The following is an 18169-nucleotide window of genomic DNA, read 5'->3' on the forward strand; positions in this document are numbered from 1 at the left end:
TGCCCTCCTTTTCTTTGAGAGATAACTGATGAGAAGTTAGATCAGGTTATAGCGTTTTAACATCTCTTCGATGATGGTTCCTTCCACCTTTTCCAGTGCTTTTTTCTCGATCATTCGGTATCCGAATGGGAGTTTGATTTCGGTGAGTTTTTTGCCGTCCATCATCTTGGAAGTAGCATCCAGCAGAGCACGGATATCATAGCAGGAACCCCAGACTTCCGGTACACCGCGGTCGATGTTGAGCAGGGTGTAAGCTGCTTCCATACCGGTGCGGACAGAGTATTCGGTGGTGAAGATGGTGTCACGGATGGTTTCGGCAAACTGTCCGATGAAGGCGAAGTTGACACAGCCGTCCGGTACGACATTTGGACGGTCGCCCTTTGCACGAGGCATAAAGAATGCGGTGATATATGGCATCATACATGGAACGGTGCTTGCAGAATGTTCTGCCAGATCCATGATCTGGTCTTCCGGCACGCCCATGTGGTACAGCCATTCTGCGCAGATTTCGATGCCGGTACATTCTTTCATCGGCTTTTTGATGAAGTTTCCAGGAACATCGGTAAACAAACCGTAGATCCAGCCGACCAGCTGACCTTCCGGCTGCGCTTTGAAATGAGGCTGACGGTTAAAGGTGTAGCTTAACATCCAGGCAGAATCTTTGACAGTGATGATGCCGCCGGTGACAACCTTTCCAGAGAATGGGTCACGTTTGCAGATCTTCTGGAGATAAGGAGGAATGCGGTCATTCAGTGTGGTGACGGTTGCGGATTCCCAGTTGGTTGCTTCGATATTGGAACAGAATTTTTCCGGATGTCCAAAGTCAGGATGCTGTGCAGCGATATTTTTCCACAGCTGCCAGCAGCCACCTTCTCCCGGCTTGGTGTTCATGACAGGTGCATGATAATTGTCACCCAGAGAAGAATTTTCGGTGCAGGAACCATTGGTGACAAAAACAAGATCGTTTTCGGTAAGTTCGATGGTTTTTTCTTCACCCTGCTGGATGCACAGAATCTGACGGGCAATCTTCTTGTTGCCTTCGAATTCAAATTTTACGTTGGTGACCTGTGTATCATATTCAAACTGTACGTTGTGCGCTTCCAGATAACGGATGAGCGGCAGAATCAGGGATTCATACTGATTGTATTTGGTGAATTTGAGTGCCGAAAAGTCCGGAAGTCCGCCGATGTGATGGATAAAGCGCTGGATATACAGCTTCATTTCCAGCGCAGAATGCCAAGTTTCAAAGGCAAACATGGTGCGCCAGTAGAGCCAGAAGTTGGACTCAAAGAATTCCGGGTCCAGTACATCGGTGATCTTTTTGTCGTAGAGCTGTTCGTCTGGTGTCATGAACAGTTTGATGATGCTCATAGCTGCTTTGTCCGAAAGAGCGAATTTTCCATCGGTGTGGGCATCTTCGCCGCGGTTTTGTGTAGCGCGCATCAGGGAATAGTTTGGGTCGCGCTTGTTCAGCCAGTAATATTCGTCCAGAACCGAAACATCCGGAGTTTCGATGGATGGAATGGAGCGGAACAGGTCCCACAGACATTCAAAGTGGTTTTCCATTTCACGGCCGCCGCGGATAACAAATCCAAGCTGCTGATCCTGAATGCCGTCGCAGGCACCGCCAGGAAGTTTGAGTTCTTCTAAAATGTGGATGTTTTCGCCTTTCATCTGACCGTCGCGGATCAAAAAGCAGGCTGCGGAAAGGGATGCAAGACCGGAACCGACCAGCCATGCAGTTTTGTTGTCAACGCCTTCTGGTTTTAAAGGGCGGGCGAATGCTTCATAATTGCCATTGCTGTAATACATAGTGAAACCTCCATTGGGAATCTGTGATATGTTTATTGTTGGTGGACGATGCAATTTTATTTTTGCATCGGGTATATTTGCTTTTGGTGATTGTATTGTAACGGAATCGGCTGGCATTTACCATAGACAAAAAAGAATTCCTGTTTGGATTTTATACAAAGGCTTAAAAGTGTAAAAGTTGCACCGCCATATAAAGTGTGATATGATGATAAATAATTTAACAGCAGGGAAAGGAGAATACAGCATGTCTCAAATGACAAAACAGGCGTTGGCAAATTCACTCAAGTCTTTGCTTCAAAAAAAGACCTTGAATAAAATTACCATCAAGGATATTGTCGATGATTGTGGGGTAAATCGACAGACTTTTTATTATCATTTTCAGGATGTCTATGATCTGGTAGACTGGATTTTTCATCATGATTTTGAGCGCCTTTTAAAGGATTATTCTGATTATACCAACTGGCATCAGGGATGCAGAAGGATTCTGGACTATATGCAGGAAAATCGCAGTTTGGTGCTTAATGTTTATCATTCGGTCAATCGTGTCCAGCTGGAAGATTACTTAAAGTCGTGGCTCAAACCGATTTTGTCTTCTATTGTCAATGAAGTAGCACAGTCAATGGAAATCAGCCAGGAGAATCGGGAGTTTGTTACGGATGTTTATGTGTTGATGATGGTCGGCTTTTTTATGGAATGGATGGAATACGATATGCCGAAGGATAAACTGGGTAAGCTGGACAAGCTGTTTTACTGTATGGACGGAAGTATCGCTTATACGCTGGGAAAATTCGAAGAAACAAAATAGACAAAAAGAATCGGGTGTCTAAACTTTAGACACCCGATTCTTTTTGTCTATTGTCCGGGCGGGGACAGGGGATTACAATCAGGATAAGCTATTTCAGAAAAATCAAAGGAGTGGAATGTATGAGTTTTTCTGCAAAAATGATGAATCTTGGAATGAGAAAAGTATATGATTATCTGGAAAAAGACCCGAAAACCAACCTTCCAAAACTGATGGAAATGATCGATAAGGTTTTGCCGGAATCGGTTTATGCTCCGCAAAGAAAGGTCTTTCGAGAAATTCTGGAGGATCAGGACAATAACTGGTTTGAACTGATCGAAAGTGTGTGGACAGACATTGATCCTCAGATCATCCGCAAATTCTTTGAAAACTTTATTATGAACGCAAACTTGGATTGGGCAGAAAAGAGAGAAAAGGTGATGGAGGAATATCACTGTAATGTTCCGTGGGCAATCCTGCTTGACCCGACATCAGCCTGCAATATGCACTGTACCGGATGCTGGGCGGCAGAATATGGCAATCGCCTGAATCTGAGTTTCGATGAGATCGACTCCATCATCACACAGGGCAAGGAACTGGGTGTTTATATGTACATCTACACCGGCGGTGAGCCGCTGATGCGCAAACAGGACCTGATCGCTCTGTGCAACAAACACAGCGACTGTGAATTCCTTGCATTTACCAATGCGACCTTAATTGATGAGGAATTTGCCGACGAAATGCTTCGGGTAAAAAACTTTATTCCGGCAATCAGTGTGGAGGGCTCAGAAGAGGATACCGACAGCCGCCGCGGAAAGGGAAGTTATCAGCGTGTTGTTCGGGCAATGGAAATCCTCAGAAGAAAGAAACTGCCATTCGGTGTGTCCTGCTGCTATACCAGCCAGAACCTTGATTCCATCAGCTCGGAGGAGTTTATCGATCAGCTGGTTTCCTGGGGAGCAAAATTTGCGTGGTTCTTCCACTATATGCCGGTTGGAAACGATGCAGTTACGCAGCTGCTGCCATCCCCGCAGCAGAGAGAACAGATGTATCATAGGATTCGTCAGTACCGCAGCACCAAACCGATCTTTACCATTGATTTTCAGAATGATGGTGAATATGTGGGAGGATGCATCGCAGGCGGAAGAAATTATCTGCACATCAATCCAAACGGCGATATTGAACCGTGCGTCTTTATCCATTATTCGGATTCCAATATCCGCGAGAAAACTTTGCTGGAAGCACTGACCTCACCGCTGTTCATGGCATATCATGACGGACAACCATTTAACCAAAATCATCTGCGTCCCTGCCCAATGCTGGAAAATCCGGAAAAGCTGCAGGAAATGGTCAGAAGGACGGGTGCTCATTCGACCGACCTTCAGTCCCCTGAAAGTGCAGAACATCTGTGCGGAAAATGTTTGGAATACGCACAAAACTGGACTGAAACCGCAGATCGCCTCTGGCAGTGCAGTCATTGTTGTGAAAATTGTAAAAAGTAAAGGTAAAAGAAAAACCTCTCTGATCATTCAGAGAGGTTTTTGTGTTTTTAATATGGAAAAATTATTCCCACTCGATGGTTGCCGGTGGTTTGGAGGTGATATCGTAGCAGATACGGTTGATGTGGTCAACTTCGTTTACGATACGAACCGAAACCTTGTCCAGAACTTCGTAAGGGATTCTTGCCCAGTCAGCAGTCATAAAGTCGGAGGTGGTTACACCGCGCAGAGCAAGGGTGTAATCATAGGTTCTGAAGTCACCCATAACGCCGACAGAACGCATGTTGGTCAGAACTGCGAAGTACTGATGAACCGATTTGTCCAGTCCAGCTTTTGCAATCTCATCGCGGAAGATGAAATCAGCGTCGCGCAGAACGTCCAGTTTTTCCTTGGTAACTTCACCGATAACACGGATTGCAAGACCAGGACCTGGGAATGGCTGACGGTTTACCAGATAATCCGGCAGACCGAGCTCTCTGCCCAGTGCACGAACTTCGTCTTTGAACAGCAGGCGCAGCGGCTCGATGATCTCTTTGAAATCAACATAGTCCGGCAGACCGCCTACGTTGTGGTGGGATTTGATGACAGCTGCATCACCGGAACCGGATTCTACAACGTCAGCATAGATGGTTCCCTGTGCAAGGAAGTCAACTTTACCGATTTTCTTTGCTTCTTCTTCGAAAACGCGGATAAATTCTTCGCCGATGATCTTACGTTTCTTTTCTGGTTCGCTGACACCAGCCAGTTTGCCAAGGAAACGATCCTCTGCATTGACGCGGACGAAATTGATGTCACCGTTGCCGAATACAGCTTCGATTTCATCACCTTCGTTTTTGCGCATCAGACCATGGTCAACAAAGATACAGGTCAGCTGGTTGCCGATTGCTTTGGAGAGCAGTTTTGCAACAACCGAGCTGTCTACACCGCCGGACAGAGCCAGCAGAACTTTGCCGTCTCCAACTTTCTCGCGAACCTGTGCGATTGCGGTGTTGCAGTAATCCTTCATGCTCCAGTCGCCAACTGCGCCGCAGACATTGTAAAGGAAGTTGCGCAGCATCTTGCTGCCGTTCTGGGTATGTTCTACTTCCGGATGATACTGGAAGCCGAAGATCTTTTTGTCCAGATTCTGCATAGCAGCAACCGGGCAATGATCGGTGTGAGCGATGCTCTCAAAGCCCTCTGGAAGTTTGCCGACATAGTCAACATGGCTCATCCAGGTAGTTGCTTCTTCTGGAAGGTCTGTAAACAGAGGGGAAGTGGTGTTAAAGTGAGTAGCGGTTTTGCCGAACTCTCTTGCTGGAGCGGTTTCTACTTTGCCGCCCAGAGTGTGTGCGATCAGCTGGCAGCCGTAGCACAGACCCAGAACAGGAACGCCCATCGAAAGAACAGCAGGATCGATCTGTGGTGCGTTTTCAGCATAAACGCTGTTTGGACCACCGGTAAAGATCAGACCGATTGGAGAATATTCGCGAATCTTCTCCACAGTAGCCTTGCGGAATGGGATGATTTCGCAGTATACGCCCAGATCGCGGACACGGCGGGCAATCAGCTGATTGTACTGACCACCGAAGTCCAGGATGAGTACGTTTTGATGTGACATGAAGACACCATCCTTTCATATTGATAAGCTGAAAATCTTAACGGAATAAAATAAATATTTTACTCTAAATTATAAGATACAAACGCATTTTTGTAAATAACCGCCGCATAAAATCCACCGCTCTGATAAAAACTCTGGAGAATTGTCAAAGATTTTGTGGATTTGTTTTGCCCGAAATGGGAATTTTGTTTAGAAAAGGAAAAAGATGACGCTGCTATTGTTGGATAAACCGGAAATACTATCTTTGAAAATTGTGAGCAGGGAGAAATTTTCTTCCAAAATAAGAGAAAAAGAATCCCTGCTGAAAGGATGAAACGGATGAAAAGACAAAAAGCAGCGGCAGTTTTGCTTGCCCTGAGTTTATTTTTTGCAGTACCAATCAGAGTAGCGGCACAGGAAAGCTCGATGGAAAGTAGGGTCTATCCCCTGATCCTGCCTGCTGGGGAGAGCGTGTCGCTTTCTGCAGAATATTTTGAGATGCGTCTTGGACTAAAGCCCGGTGAGATCGCGGCAATCACCATTACCTCACTCCCTGAAGAGGGCAGCGGAAAATTGATGCTGGACGGGGTGGAAGTGCAGATTTACGACACCATCTTCCGCAGTGAGTTGGATCGCCTGTGTTATGTACAGGATGAAAATGCCCTTGCAGCTTCTTCCGGATGGTTTAGCTTTATTCCACTCTGCACCTCACAGATTCATGGAAAAGAGGATGTACAGAAGGTGTGTGCAACCTTCCAGATCCGGGAGCAGGAGGATACTGAGGAACGTCCAATCGTGCAGGATGTATTTTGCCACACCAGTGCGCAGACACCGGTATCTGCAGCTCTTTCCTGTATGCAGGGGGAGGTCGTTTATACGATAAGCCGTAAGCCTGCAAAGGGAACGCTCTCCTTTAAGGATGGTCGATGTGTTTATACACCGCAGGAAGGACAGACAGGAAGTGACAGCTTTGTTCTGACGGCATTGGATGAGCAAGGCAGGGTGTCTGTTCCAATTCGGGTGAGTGTAGCAATTCAAAAATAAAAGCAGTATCAAGAGCCGCAGTCGATCGACTGCGGCTCTTTTTGGTAAACTTGCATGAGATGATATTGACTGCAAACAGCAGGCTCGATACAATGTTTTCAAAGAAAGAAGGGGTTATTATGAAAAGGTGGTCATTCATTTTAGCGGTGATTCTGGTAATCAGCTTTTGTTTTACGGGATGTCAGAACCAGCAAATGCTCAGTGTCGAAGAGTACAATGCAAAATATGCAAAAACAATTGATTTTGAAAAGGGAATAGACAATAAAACCTTTGGCAATGCCGATTATCGTGTCTTTCTTGCGGGGGAATATCACGCCCAAACCAAAGGATATCAGAGCAAAAAGATGCTGATTCAATATCTTCATGAAAATCAGGATGTCGATTATCTGATCTGTGAGCTTGGAATGGGACAGGGATTTTTATTAGATGATTATATTCAAACTGGCAATGAGGAAAATTTAATCTTCATGATGGAGGAGTTGGAGGGGACTCTTGCTTATACACAGGATGAGTACCAGCTTTGGAAATGGCTGTATGACTACAATCAGCAGCAGCCAGAGAACTGCAAGTTACATATTATTGGCTTGGACATAGAATTTCAAAAGAAAACCAGTGTCCGTGGATTATCCCTTTTGATGGATAATTCGGTGACTCCTGCAAAAGAAATCCAACCACTGATAGAAAGGATAAAAGAATCGGATGGAACTGCGGCCAAGGAATTTCCTCAGGCGTTGGAGAAGTACCCGGAGCAGATGAAGGAGATATTTGGCGAAAATTTTCCATGGGCAGAGCAGTATGCAAAAAATGTGACAGCAACAGAAAAGTTCTTTGAACTTAATCAATCAGGAGGTGCAAATGCTCATCAAATCAGGGATGACAAGATGACAGACAATTTGTTTTTTGCTATGGAACAGCTTCCAGAGGATGCGAAATTCTTCGGACAGTTTGGGGCAGAACATATCCTTCAATCGGAAATGATCACGACCTTTGTATTACAGGAAAACTATAACCGCTTTGCCATGCAGTTACAGGAGGACGACTCTCCGGTAAAGGGAAAAGTTTGTTCTATTTACCTGGCATTTTTAAAGAAAAGCCAAAGTCCCCGCTCGACAACCTATTACCCGATGAATGAATCCGAAATACCAATTGATTCGTTTCAGGATTATTATGCGCAGGACACCTTTATCCCACTGGACGAAAAGGGAAGCCCATTTGGTCGCTATGGTGAGGAGCAGGTGCAGGACAGAGAAGGTTCTGACAACAAAGCAGCAATGGGTCTGACCGATTATTTCCAGAAAATCTTGTTGCTGCCGGATTCAGAAGCATGTGAGCCTTATCAAAAATAAGTAGAAAAGAAAAACAGAGGAATCTTCTCATAAGAAGATTCCTCTGTTGCTTTGTGCGATTTATTTTGCTCCAACGAGCGCAGTCAGAAACAAGCGATCTGCGCGAGAGCGAGGTTTTTTAACTTGCACTTGACCGACAACGCGAACAGAGTGCAGGTTCAGCCTGCTAGAATTTGAGCTTCTTGATGATGTAGTGGGTCAGATCCTTCATTGGGATTCTTTCCTGTTCCATGGTGTCGCGGTCACGAACGGTTACGCAGCCATCTTCCTTGGACTCGAAGTCGTAGGTGATGCAGAATGGTGTACCGATCTCATCCTGACGGCGGTAACGTTTGCCGATGGAACCAGCTTCATCATAGTCAACCATGAAGTGTTCGGACAGCTCAGCGTACAGAGCGCTTGCTTCTTCCGAAAGTTTCTTGGACAGTGGCAGAACGCATGCTTTGAATGGAGCAAGTGCTGGATGCAGGTGGAGAACAACGCGGGTGTCATTCTTTTCTGCGTCAACGACTTCTTCATCGTAAGCGTCGCACAGGAATGCCAGAACCACACGGTCAGCGCCCAGAGAAGGCTCGATAACGTATGGAATATAGTGTTCGTTGGTTTCCTGATCGAAGTATTCGATTGGTTTGCCGGAATGTTCGCTGTGACGGGACAGGTCGTAGTTGGTACGGTCTGCAATGCCCCACAGCTCGCCCCAGCCGAATGGGAACAGGAATTCAAAGTCGGTGGTTGCTTTGGAGTAGAAGGAAAGTTCTTCCGGCTCATGGTCACGCAGACGCAGATTTTCGTCGGTCATGCCCAGATCAAGCAGCCATTTGTGGCAGAAGTCTTTCCAGTATTTAAACCATTCCAGGTCGGTGTCTGGTTTGCAGAAGAATTCCAGCTCCATCTGTTCAAATTCTCTGGTACGGAAGGTAAAGTTACCTGGAGTAATTTCGTTACGGAAGGATTTACCTACCTGGCAGATACCGAATGGCAGTTTTTTACGGGTAGTACGCTGAACGTTTGCAAAGTTTACAAAGATACCCTGTGCAGTTTCCGGACGCAGGTAGATCTGGCTCTTAGCGTCTTCGGTTACACCCTGGAAGGTTTTGAACATCAGGTTGAACTGACGGATATCAGTGAAGTTTGTGCTGCCGCAGTTTGGACACTTGATGCCGTTTTCTTTGATGAAGTTCATCATCTGTTCGTTGCTCCAACCGTCTGCGGATTTGCCGGTGAAGTCTTCGATCAGTTTGTCTGCACGATGACGGGTCTTGCAGTCTTTGCAGTCCATCAGTGGGTCAGAGAAGCCGCCAACATGGCCGGTAGCAACCCAAACTTCCGGATTCATCAGAATTGCGCTGTCCAGACCAACGTTGTATGGATTCTGCTGTACAAAGCGTTTCCACCAAGCGCGTTTTACGTTGTTTTTGAGCTCTACACCCAGAGGACCGTAATCCCATGTATTAGAAAGACCGCCGTAGATTTCCGAACCGGCAAAAACAAAACCTCTGCCTTTGCACAGAGAAACGATTTTTTCCATTGTTTTTTCAGTGTTGTTCATCTTGTGTTCCTCCTCGCGGATAAAGTAAAGACAAGCTCTCAAAAGAACCTTAAAAACTGCTTTTTCAAAGGATTTTTAGCAGGAAAACAGCACCTGCTTTATATTGTTTAATGATAAACAATTTTAGAAAGGAAGTCAAGTAAAGAGCTGATAAATAGGAAGGTTTTGCAGGGCAAAAGGATGTCGAAAACGGGGAAAATATCTTTTTTTGATTTTTTTTTAAAAAATATCAAAAAAGGTGTTGACAAATAAAAACAGATGATATATAATAACACCTGTGCTCGACGAGGCGTAGCTCAGTTTGGTAGAGTGCTTGGTTTGGGACCAAGATGCCGCAGGTTCAAGTCCTGTCGCCTCGACCACAAAAATTTAGTGAAGCTATTGACAAGGGACAAGATGTTTGATATAATAATCAAGCTGTTCTCAACAATACGCTGGTGTAGCTCAGTTGGTAGAGCAGCTGATTTGTAATCAGCAGGTCGGGGGTTCGAGTCCGTCCACCAGCTCCACTAAATTTCAAAACAAAATAAGGGCGAGTTCCCGAGTGGCCAAAGGGGGCAGACTGTAAATCTGTTGTCAGTGACTTCGGTGGTCCGAATCCACCCTCGCCCACCAAAAATCCTGGATGCAATCGTGTCCGGGATTTTTTCTTGTTTAAAATAAATTTGTAAAAATCTAACCCCAGAGAAATTGTATATTTCTCTGGGGTTGTTTTGGCTTTTCCTACAAATTACGTAAAACGATATTGCCTTTTCGAACGGGAAAGAGTATACTGACCGCAAATACCTGCACTGAGCAGGAAAAAAGTGTGGATACGGAAAAGAGGCGTTTGAGAATGTTAAACAGATGGGTTCCAAAAGGGTGCAAACTGGTTTCTCTGCTGCTTGTATTGGTGATGGTATTTTCTGGCTGCGGCGGGACGGAGGTGGAGCGATACCTCAAAAAGTATGCAAAACCGGTGGATTTTGAACAGGGGTTGGATAATAAAACCTTCGGGAATGCAGATAACTACCGCTTCTTCTTCGCAGGAGAAATACACCAACAAACAATGATCTATCCGGCGAAAAAGATGATGCTGCAATACCTGCACGAAAATCAGGAGGTCAACTATCTGCTGATGGAAGAAGGCATGGGTGCTGGGCTGCTGATTGACCACTACATCCAGACCGGGGACGAGGAAATTTTAAACTTTGCGTTGGAGTGCAAAAAAGGACTGCATACCGATGCAGAGCCGGAGCGTGATCTCTGGCAGTGGCTGTATGAGTATAACAGCCAGCAGCCGGAGAATAGGAAAATCCACGCAATCGGGATTGATGCTGAATTTAACATCAATGCGATGATAAAAGGTATCTCGTTGCTTGTTGAGCAGCCGGACAAAGTATCCAAAGAGTGGAAAATGCTGTTTGAGGAGCCGATAGGAGATGAGCAGCAATCCTTTGCAAAGGTGGTTCCGCTGCTTCTCCCGTTAGAAAAACATGAGAAGGAACTGCGCGATATTTTTGGGGAAAACTATGAGATTGTCGTCCGAATTGCCGGATACCTGACATCCTTTGTGAGCTATATCCAAAATGGAGGAAGTGGTGAATTGGGTGATGAACTTTACAGTTTTCGGGATGAACATTCTCTGGAAAACATCCGTTTTTTGTTAAATACTCTGCCAGAAGATGCAAAATTCTTTGCACAGTTTGGTGCAGGACATACCTATCAAACATTGGTGAATGATTTTTCAACTGGAACAGAAAATTTCCATCGACTGGGAGCAAGATTAAATGAGGGAAGATTCCCGCTGAAAGGTCAGGTTTGCTCGATTCTGTATATGGTTGAGCATAAGTTTGATGTCACAGGAAAGAATGAACCTCTGGGTTATTATGATTGGTTTGACAACAGAGTATTTCAGGATTATTTTGAACAGGCAACCTTCATCCCACTGGATATGGAGGGAAGCCCCTTTACGCAGGAGATAGAAGGGATGATACCAAAAGAAGAAGGTGCGGCACTGACTGACTACTTCCAGAAAATCCTGATCCTACCAAATTCCGAAGAGGCACCTAAAATTAAATAGAGCAAAAGAAAACAGCAGAGGATTTTCCTCTGCTGTTTTTGTTTCTATGCTTTTTTGTGGTGTGCCTGATAGTAAAGAATTCCAGCCAGTACCACCGCGCCGCAGAACAGGAAGAAGGCAATAAACATCGGGTTTTGCAGTCCTCCAGAAAGGATGATGAACGAACCGATGATTGCCAGGAACGGGCAAACCATGCCGCGGAAACGGCTGGTAACTCGTCCTTCTTTCCACAGGCGGAACACTCTCCAGTACAGTGGAATATATAAAAGGTAACTCATAACGATAGCACCTTCTGAAACGTCGCTGTTTGGCAGCCAACCTTTGATTGTAACCAATCCATGGATGCACAGCCAGAGGGTGCACAGCAGGAAGCCCATCAGAGCAGAAACAGCAGGCATACCGTGTTTGTCCAGCTTGCTGAGTGTTTTGCGCATTGGGAACATTCCTTCACGCACCGCAATCGAGTATGGCATGCGGATAAATCCGGTAACCAGACCGTTGACCGTTCCAACAACCGAAACAACGACAAACGCTACAATCGCTTTGCTGAACCATGCACCCAGCAGTCTTTCAGCAGCAACGCTGACGTGTTCATCGCCTAGACGGATGACTTCCATTGGGCCAACATAGCAGGAAACGCCGACGAAATATAAAACGTACATGGTCAGGACAATCAGAGGACCAAACAGAAGGGCACGCGGCATATTGCGGCGGGAGTCATGCACTTCATGAGAGATGGAGGTTGCAACAATCCAACCGTCAAACGAGTAGGCGATCGGGCCAAGTGCAGTCAGGATGGATGCACCGGCAACGGTACGGGGATCAACTGCGGCAAATCCAGCAGCTGGATCACCGAAGATCAATCCACAGATGGCTAAGATAAGCAGTGGAATCAGCTTGATTGCAGTGGTTGCGTTCTGGACACCAGCTCCAAATTTTGGAACAAGAACATTATAGGTAAAGCAGATGCATAAAAAGGCAAAGCCAATCAAAAGCTGAAGCCCCAGCGTTCCGGGCAGACCAAACAGAATACAGGTATAGATGCCAATAACCCAGCTGACCACCGCGGTGATGGATGGATAGTAAACCAAAATCTGAAACCATCCGTAGCCACAGCCTGCCTTGGAGCCCAGGAATTCCTCGGAGTAACTGAGCAGTCCGCCCACCTGATCGGTTTGGGAAGCAAGCTCTCCAAAGGTCAGACAACCAAAAACGATGGAAATCGCCGATACAACAAACAGAACAACACCCCATAGTATGCTGCCGCCGGTGGCAATCAGGATGTTATCGCTTTTAAAGAAGATACCGGAACCGATGCAGATTCCGACAATCATTGCGGTAGCCGTGATAAAACCGTACTTTTTCGAAATTTCCTTCATAGATATTCTCCTTGATGATATTGATTCCGACAGATGGCTGACCTGTTCGGAATGCTTTGATTATCGCACGTTAAAGTGCAAAAATCAAGTGGTTCAGTATAATTTATTGCTTTTAAGGAGAAAAGTGTGCGACTCTACGGAGCGTTTCTTGAATTGAAAGGATATTTTTGATAAAGTATCACCAGGGGGTGAGTGAATGGACTGCACAAAGACAGGAAATTTGATTCGGGAACTTCGTTTAAAACAGAACATGACTCAGCTTCAGCTGGCTCAGCACATGGGGATCAGTGACAAGACGGTTTCCAAGTGGGAGCGTGGACTGGGATGCCCGGATGTTTCCCTGCTCATCGAGCTGGCAGCTGCGTTAAAGGTCAGTGTTGAGCAGATTTTGAGCGGGTCACCCGATCTGCCTGGTCAGGAAAAATGGAAAGGAATTGCAAGTATGAGAAAAGCAAGTTATTATATCTGTCCGGTTTGTGGAAATTTGAATATCTGTACCGGTCCAGCACAGATCAGCTGCTGCGGCAGCAAGCTGGAAGCATGTACAGCACAAAAGGCATCACCACAACAGAAGCTGTGTGTAGAGGAAATCGATGGAGAATGGTATGTCACCAGCACGCATCCTATGAGTAAGGAGGACTATATCTCCTTTGTCATCTTTGTTTCGGGTGCAAACCTTCAGGTGTTTGAGCAGTATCCGGAGTGGCCCCTTCAGGCACGGATTCCCAAAAGAGGTCATGGAACCTTGCTGTGGTATTCCAAAAAAGAAGGACTTTATTATCAGCTGATTTAAGAGAGGTCGGAACTAAAAGTTCCGACCTCTCTTTTTGCTTTGTCTGGTGAGTGTGTGATTTTCAAGAGTTTTTTTAAACAAAGTTTTTGACGGTTTTATGGAAAAATCAACGATTGACATTTTTATCTAAAAAGGTATACCATATTGTTATGAAAGTTGCGAGTGCAACAGTTGTAAACGCAACGATATAACAGGGGGAAAGGAGAGAAAACATGAACGGAATCATGAAGTATATCAACCGGATTCATCGGACTGGCGGAGTGGTTTACAGCAGCAAATTAAAAGATTATGGAATCGCCCATTGCCAGCATCCCTATATCATTCTGATTTGCAGGGAACCAGGAATCGTACAGGAAAAAATTTCCCGGGAAATCTGTGTCAACAAAAGCAATGTGACCCGACAGCTTGCGACACTGGAAGAAAAAGGCTTGATTACCCGTCAGCAGGATATGGAAGACCGCAGAGTTTGGCGAGTATACCCCACCGAGAAGATGCAGGAACTGCTTCCCTGTGTGCGGAGCGTTATGCGGGAATGGAACGAGTACCTGCTGGAAGAACTGAGTGAAGAGGAGCGGGAAACTCTGGTGCAGCTTCTGGAAAAGGTGACCAAACGCGCCAATGAAGCGGCACAAAATACCTTGTCAGGGAGGGATAAACAACCGTGAGACCAATTGTTGGCTACATCAAACCCTATATCCCCAGAATGGGAGTCGGTATCTTATTTAAGTTTGTAGGAACCATCATGGAGCTGATGATTCCATGGATTTTGTCCTATATTCTGGACTATGTTGTTCCGCAGAAAAATACCCGGCTGGTTTTGTTCTGGGGTTTGCTGATGGTGCTCAGCGCCATTGCAGCACTGGTCGGCAATATCCTTGCAAACCGCATTTCCGCATCGGTTGCGAGAGATACTACCCGCACACTGCGCCATGACCTTTTTAAAAAGATTTCTTACCTTTCCAGCGCTCAGATCGACTACTTCTCGATTCCATCGCTGGAAGCAAGACTTACCACCGACAGCTACAACATCAACCAGGTAATTGGTATGATGCAGCGTCTGGGAATCCGCGCGCCGATTCTGTTGATCGGTGGAATTGCCATCACTATGACACTGGAACCGGTACTGACCTGGACCATGATCTCGGTACTGCCGTTTATTGCATTGGTTGTCTGGCTGGTATCGCGCAAAGGTATTCCAATGTATACCGATTTGCAGCGCGGAGTCGATATCATGGTGCGTACTGTACGTGAAAATATCAGCGGTATCCGCGTAATTAAGGCACTTTCCAAGACAGAGCAGGAAAAGGAACATTTTTCGCAGGTAAACCGTGATGTTGTTCGCCGCGAAACAAAAGCGTCGGTGACCATGGGTATCACAAACCCGATGATGAACCTGTTTTTGAACGTTGGTTTGACTCTGGTTATTGTTGTCGGTGCCTTCCGTATCAACGCAGGAAAGACACAGCCAGGTACCATCATTGCTTTTCTGTCTTACTTTACCATCATTCTGAACGCTATGCTTTCGGTTACCCGTATCTTTGTCATGTATTCCAGAGCGAGTGCTTCTGCAGGACGTATCTATGAGGTACTCAATGCACCAGAAGACCTGACTACCAAAGAGGAACCGGTAGTAGAGGAAGAAGAACACATTGTATTTGATGATGTCAGCTTTTCCTATAAAGGAAAGACCGACAATGTTTCACACATTTCCTTTAAACTCAAGAAGGGTGAAACGTTGGGTATTATTGGCGCGACCGGTGCTGGCAAGAGCACCATTATCAACCTGCTGATGCGGTTGTATGAGAGAAGTTCCGGCAGCATTCGGATTGGAGGACGTTCGGTTTCGTCCATTCCTGCAGAAGAGCTGCATACAAAATTTGGTGTAGTATTCCAGAATGATATTCTGTTTGCTGACACCATCCGGGGCAACATTGACTTTGGAAGAAATCTGCCGGATGAGCAGATCGAAAAAGCTGCACGATGCGCGCAGGCAATGGAGTTTATTGACGGCCTGCCGGAAAAATTTGAACACATGGTCACCTCGCGAGGAACCAACCTGAGCGGCGGTCAGAAGCAGAGGGTTCTGCTTGCCAGAGCGCTTGCAGGAAATTCCGAAATCCTGATTTTGGATGACTCATCGAGTGCCCTTGACTATAAGACCGACTCGATGCTGAGAAAAGCACTGCGCGAAGAATATTCCGGTGTAACCACCATCGTCATCGCCCAGCGTGTCAGCTCTATTCTGCATGCAGACCACATTCTGGTGCTGGAAGAAGGAAAAGAGATCGGTTACGGAACACATGAACAGCTGATGGAAAGCTGTGAGGTATATCGTCAGATCAGTGAGTCGCAGATGGGAGGGGATTTTGGATGATACAAAACAATACATCTTCACAAAAGCCCAAAAAAAATAGAAAACAGGTCATCCTGCGTCTGGGCAAATATCTGCTTCAGCACAAATGGATGCTGTTGCTGGCGGTAACCCTGACAGTGATCAGTAACCTGCTTGCCCTGATCGGACCAATGTTATCCGGTTATGCGATTGATGCGATCGGAAGTGAAGCGGGTCAGGCAGACTTTCAGAAAGTATTCTTCTACTGCGGATTGATGCTGATTTTCTATATTGTATCTTCCGCTTTGTCCTATCTGTTGTCGGTAACCATGGTTAAGATGGGTCAGAAGGTCGTTTATCAGATGAGAAAGGACCTGTTTGACAAGCTGGTTGAGCTGCCGGTACGATATTTTGACGGACATCAGACCGGTGATATTATCAGCCGTTTTTCCTATGACGTAGATACCGTCAACGCTTCGCTCACCAACGACCTGCTTCAGATTGCAGCCAGTGCAATTATGGTCATCGGTTCGTTTATTATGATGCTGATGATCTCTCCGATGCTGATTCTGGTCTTTGCAGTCACTGTCCCGATTTCGATTCTGTTTATCATCTACCGAACCAAGACCGTTCGTCCGCTGTTCCGCAAACGTTCGGCAAAGCTTGGTGAACTCAACGGATTTGTAGAGGAGATTATCTCCGGACAAAAGACAACAAAATCCTATCATCAGGAAGAAACGGTCATCGGACGATTTGACAAGAAAAACGAAGAAGCCGTTCAGGCATACTACATGGCAGATTACTACGGAACTACCGTAGGACCTTCGGTCAACTTTATTAACAACCTGTCACTGGCTCTCATCAGTGTATTTGGTGCGCTGCTTTTCTTGGGAGGCAGCATCTCTCTGGGAAATCTTTCCTCGTTTGTGCTCTATTCCCGTAAGTTCTCCGGACCAATCAATGAGATGGCAAACATTATCAGTGAGCTTCAGTCCGCATGCTCCGCAGCAGAACGTGTGTTCCGAGTTATTGACGAGGAGCCGGAAGCTGCAGACCTTCCGGGTGCAACCGAATTGGCGAATGTATCTGGCGAGGTTGAGATGGAGCACATTCACTTTGGCTATGATCCGGATAAGATTATCATTCACGACCTGAATCTTCAGGCTCATAAGGGAAATCTGGTGGCAATCGTCGGACCGACCGGTGCCGGAAAGACTACCATTATCAATCTGCTGATGCGCTTTTATGATCCTCAGTCGGGCAAAATCCGGATGGAAGGCAAAGACAGCATGGAAATCACGCGCAAGAGCCTGCGTGCGGCCTATACAATGGTTTTGCAGGACACCTGGCTATTCTATGGATCTATTTATGATAACATCGCATTCAGCCGTCAGGATGCCACACATGAAGAGGTCATCGAAGCAGCAAAGGCAGCGAAAATCCACAACTACATCATGAGCCTGCCGGATGGCTATGATACCATCATTAACGAAGATGGTATGAACATCTCGCAGGGACAGAAGCAGATGCTGACCATTGCCCGCGCGATGCTCTCGGATGCGAAGATGCTGATTCTGGATGAGGCGACCTCCAACGTCGATACCAGGACGGAGATCCAGATTCAAACCGCGATGCGCAATCTGATGAAGGATAAAACCTGCTTTGTCATTGCACACCGCCTGTCTACTATTCAGAACGCAGATACCATTCTGGTTGTTCAGCATGGTGATATTGTCGAACAGGGTAACCATGAACAGCTGATGCGTCAGGGTGGAATCTACGCAAACCTGTATCGCTCACAGTTCCATTAAATCTTCAAAATCAGAAAAGGAAGGAAGAATTACTCTTCTTTCCTTTTTTCTTTTTTCCCTTATTGTTTTATTTCTTTATTCCATTGTTGTTGATTGGGTGTTGCCCTTCTGTTAACAGTGAGTTAGATGGATGTTCTCTAAGCGTTGGTTAGATGTTAACCAAAAGTGGAAAAACAGTACCG

Annotated in this window: 13 protein-coding genes and 3 tRNA genes; 12 read left to right on the plus strand and 4 right to left on the minus strand. The window is 46.0% G+C overall.

The genetic code is table 11. The annotated features are described in order from the left end of the window. Positions 1-36: 36 nt before the first annotated feature. Complete coding sequence (locus BQ5375_RS01090) at positions 37-1812, minus strand: oleate hydratase (protein WP_022132960.1); 1776 nt, start codon at positions 1810-1812, stop codon at positions 37-39. A gap of 244 nt (positions 1813-2056) precedes the next feature. On the opposite strand from BQ5375_RS01090, the gene BQ5375_RS01095 reads away from it, so the two are divergent. Then, a complete protein-coding gene (locus tag BQ5375_RS01095) occupies positions 2057-2617 on the plus strand; it encodes a TetR/AcrR family transcriptional regulator C-terminal domain-containing protein (RefSeq protein WP_022132961.1) in 561 nt (186 codons plus the stop codon). A 119-nt stretch (positions 2618-2736) separates the two neighbouring features. Beyond that, the gene (locus BQ5375_RS01100) at positions 2737-4095 is read left to right on the plus strand and encodes a radical SAM/SPASM domain-containing protein (RefSeq protein WP_022132962.1); all 1359 of its coding nucleotides are present in this window, start codon (positions 2737-2739) and stop codon (positions 4093-4095) included. A 61-nt stretch (positions 4096-4156) separates the two neighbouring features. Here BQ5375_RS01100 and guaA read toward each other — a convergent pair whose 3' ends face one another. Then, entirely contained in the window at positions 4157-5692 is a 1536-nt protein-coding gene (gene guaA, locus BQ5375_RS01105) for a glutamine-hydrolyzing GMP synthase (RefSeq protein WP_022132963.1), read from the minus strand. Between the two features lie 318 nt (positions 5693-6010). Between guaA and BQ5375_RS01110 the strand changes: the two genes are divergently transcribed. Together BQ5375_RS01110 and BQ5375_RS01115 are read left to right on the plus strand one after the other, a co-directional pair. Next, a complete protein-coding gene (locus BQ5375_RS01110; RefSeq protein ID WP_076917292.1) occupies positions 6011-6715 on the plus strand; it encodes an Ig-like domain-containing protein in 705 nt (234 codons plus the stop codon). 119 nt (positions 6716-6834) lie between these two features. After that, positions 6835-8061: an erythromycin esterase family protein gene (locus BQ5375_RS01115; RefSeq protein ID WP_076917293.1), complete on the plus strand. Its 1227-nt coding sequence runs from the start codon at positions 6835-6837 to the stop codon at positions 8059-8061. A gap of 166 nt (positions 8062-8227) precedes the next feature. On the opposite strand, the gene BQ5375_RS01120 is transcribed toward BQ5375_RS01115, so the two are convergent. Beyond that, positions 8228-9610, minus strand: a complete 1383-nt coding sequence (locus tag BQ5375_RS01120) for a glycine--tRNA ligase (RefSeq protein ID WP_022132966.1) — start codon at positions 9608-9610, stop codon at positions 8228-8230. A gap of 285 nt (positions 9611-9895) precedes the next feature. Here BQ5375_RS01120 and BQ5375_RS01125 point away from each other — a divergent pair. From BQ5375_RS01125 to BQ5375_RS01140, 4 genes are all read left to right on the plus strand, one after another. Next, a tRNA-Pro gene (locus BQ5375_RS01125) sits at positions 9896-9972 on the plus strand. 71 nt (positions 9973-10043) lie between these two features. Beyond that, positions 10044-10119: transfer RNA gene (locus BQ5375_RS01130), tRNA-Thr, on the plus strand. A gap of 21 nt (positions 10120-10140) precedes the next feature. Next, positions 10141-10225, plus strand: a tRNA-Tyr gene (locus tag BQ5375_RS01135). A gap of 220 nt (positions 10226-10445) precedes the next feature. Further along, positions 10446-11672: an erythromycin esterase family protein gene (locus BQ5375_RS01140; protein ID WP_022132967.1), complete on the plus strand. Its 1227-nt coding sequence runs from the start codon at positions 10446-10448 to the stop codon at positions 11670-11672. A gap of 44 nt (positions 11673-11716) precedes the next feature. On the opposite strand, the gene BQ5375_RS01145 is transcribed toward BQ5375_RS01140, so the two are convergent. After that, entirely contained in the window at positions 11717-13051 is a 1335-nt protein-coding gene (locus tag BQ5375_RS01145) for an APC family permease (RefSeq protein WP_022132968.1), read from the minus strand. A 196-nt stretch (positions 13052-13247) separates the two neighbouring features. Between BQ5375_RS01145 and BQ5375_RS01150 the strand changes: the two genes are divergently transcribed. The 4 genes from BQ5375_RS01150 (at position 13248) to BQ5375_RS01165 (ending at position 17987) form a co-directional block, all read left to right on the plus strand. Beyond that, the gene (locus BQ5375_RS01150) at positions 13248-13844 is read left to right on the plus strand and encodes a helix-turn-helix domain-containing protein (protein ID WP_076917294.1); all 597 of its coding nucleotides are present in this window, start codon (positions 13248-13250) and stop codon (positions 13842-13844) included. A 212-nt stretch (positions 13845-14056) separates the two neighbouring features. Further along, positions 14057-14509: a MarR family winged helix-turn-helix transcriptional regulator gene (locus BQ5375_RS01155; RefSeq protein ID WP_022132568.1), complete on the plus strand. Its 453-nt coding sequence runs from the start codon at positions 14057-14059 to the stop codon at positions 14507-14509. Then, positions 14506-16218, plus strand: coding sequence for an ABC transporter ATP-binding protein (locus tag BQ5375_RS01160; RefSeq protein ID WP_407716892.1), 1713 nt, complete (start codon positions 14506-14508; stop codon positions 16216-16218). Before BQ5375_RS01155 ends, BQ5375_RS01160 begins: the two co-directional genes overlap by 4 nt. Next, positions 16215-17987, plus strand: a complete 1773-nt coding sequence (locus BQ5375_RS01165) for an ABC transporter ATP-binding protein (RefSeq protein WP_076917295.1) — start codon at positions 16215-16217, stop codon at positions 17985-17987. Before BQ5375_RS01160 ends, BQ5375_RS01165 begins: the two co-directional genes overlap by 4 nt. Positions 17988-18169 lie beyond the last annotated feature (182 nt).

The organism is Negativibacillus massiliensis, from assembly GCF_900148495.1.
GTDB lineage: Bacteria > Bacillota > Clostridia > Oscillospirales > Ruminococcaceae > Negativibacillus > Negativibacillus massiliensis.

Bases quoted from the DNA above. Each gene is read 5' to 3' on its own strand.
- BQ5375_RS01090 (WP_022132960.1), bottom strand. From the start codon at position 1,812: ATGTATTACAGCAATGGCAATTATGAAGCATTCGCCCGCCCTTTAAAA.
- BQ5375_RS01095 (WP_022132961.1), top strand. From the start codon at position 2,057: ATGTCTCAAATGACAAAACAGGCGTTGGCAAATTCACTCAAGTCTTTG.
- BQ5375_RS01100 (WP_022132962.1), top strand. From the start codon at position 2,737: ATGAGTTTTTCTGCAAAAATGATGAATCTTGGAATGAGAAAAGTATAT.
- guaA (WP_022132963.1), bottom strand. From the start codon at position 5,692: ATGTCACATCAAAACGTACTCATCCTGGACTTCGGTGGTCAGTACAAT.
- BQ5375_RS01110 (WP_076917292.1), top strand. From the start codon at position 6,011: ATGAAAAGACAAAAAGCAGCGGCAGTTTTGCTTGCCCTGAGTTTATTT.
- BQ5375_RS01115 (WP_076917293.1), top strand. From the start codon at position 6,835: ATGAAAAGGTGGTCATTCATTTTAGCGGTGATTCTGGTAATCAGCTTT.
- BQ5375_RS01120 (WP_022132966.1), bottom strand. From the start codon at position 9,610: ATGAACAACACTGAAAAAACAATGGAAAAAATCGTTTCTCTGTGCAAA.
- BQ5375_RS01140 (WP_022132967.1), top strand. From the start codon at position 10,446: ATGTTAAACAGATGGGTTCCAAAAGGGTGCAAACTGGTTTCTCTGCTG.
- BQ5375_RS01145 (WP_022132968.1), bottom strand. From the start codon at position 13,051: ATGAAGGAAATTTCGAAAAAGTACGGTTTTATCACGGCTACCGCAATG.
- BQ5375_RS01150 (WP_076917294.1), top strand. From the start codon at position 13,248: ATGGACTGCACAAAGACAGGAAATTTGATTCGGGAACTTCGTTTAAAA.
- BQ5375_RS01155 (WP_022132568.1), top strand. From the start codon at position 14,057: ATGAACGGAATCATGAAGTATATCAACCGGATTCATCGGACTGGCGGA.
- BQ5375_RS01165 (WP_076917295.1), top strand. From the start codon at position 16,215: ATGATACAAAACAATACATCTTCACAAAAGCCCAAAAAAAATAGAAAA.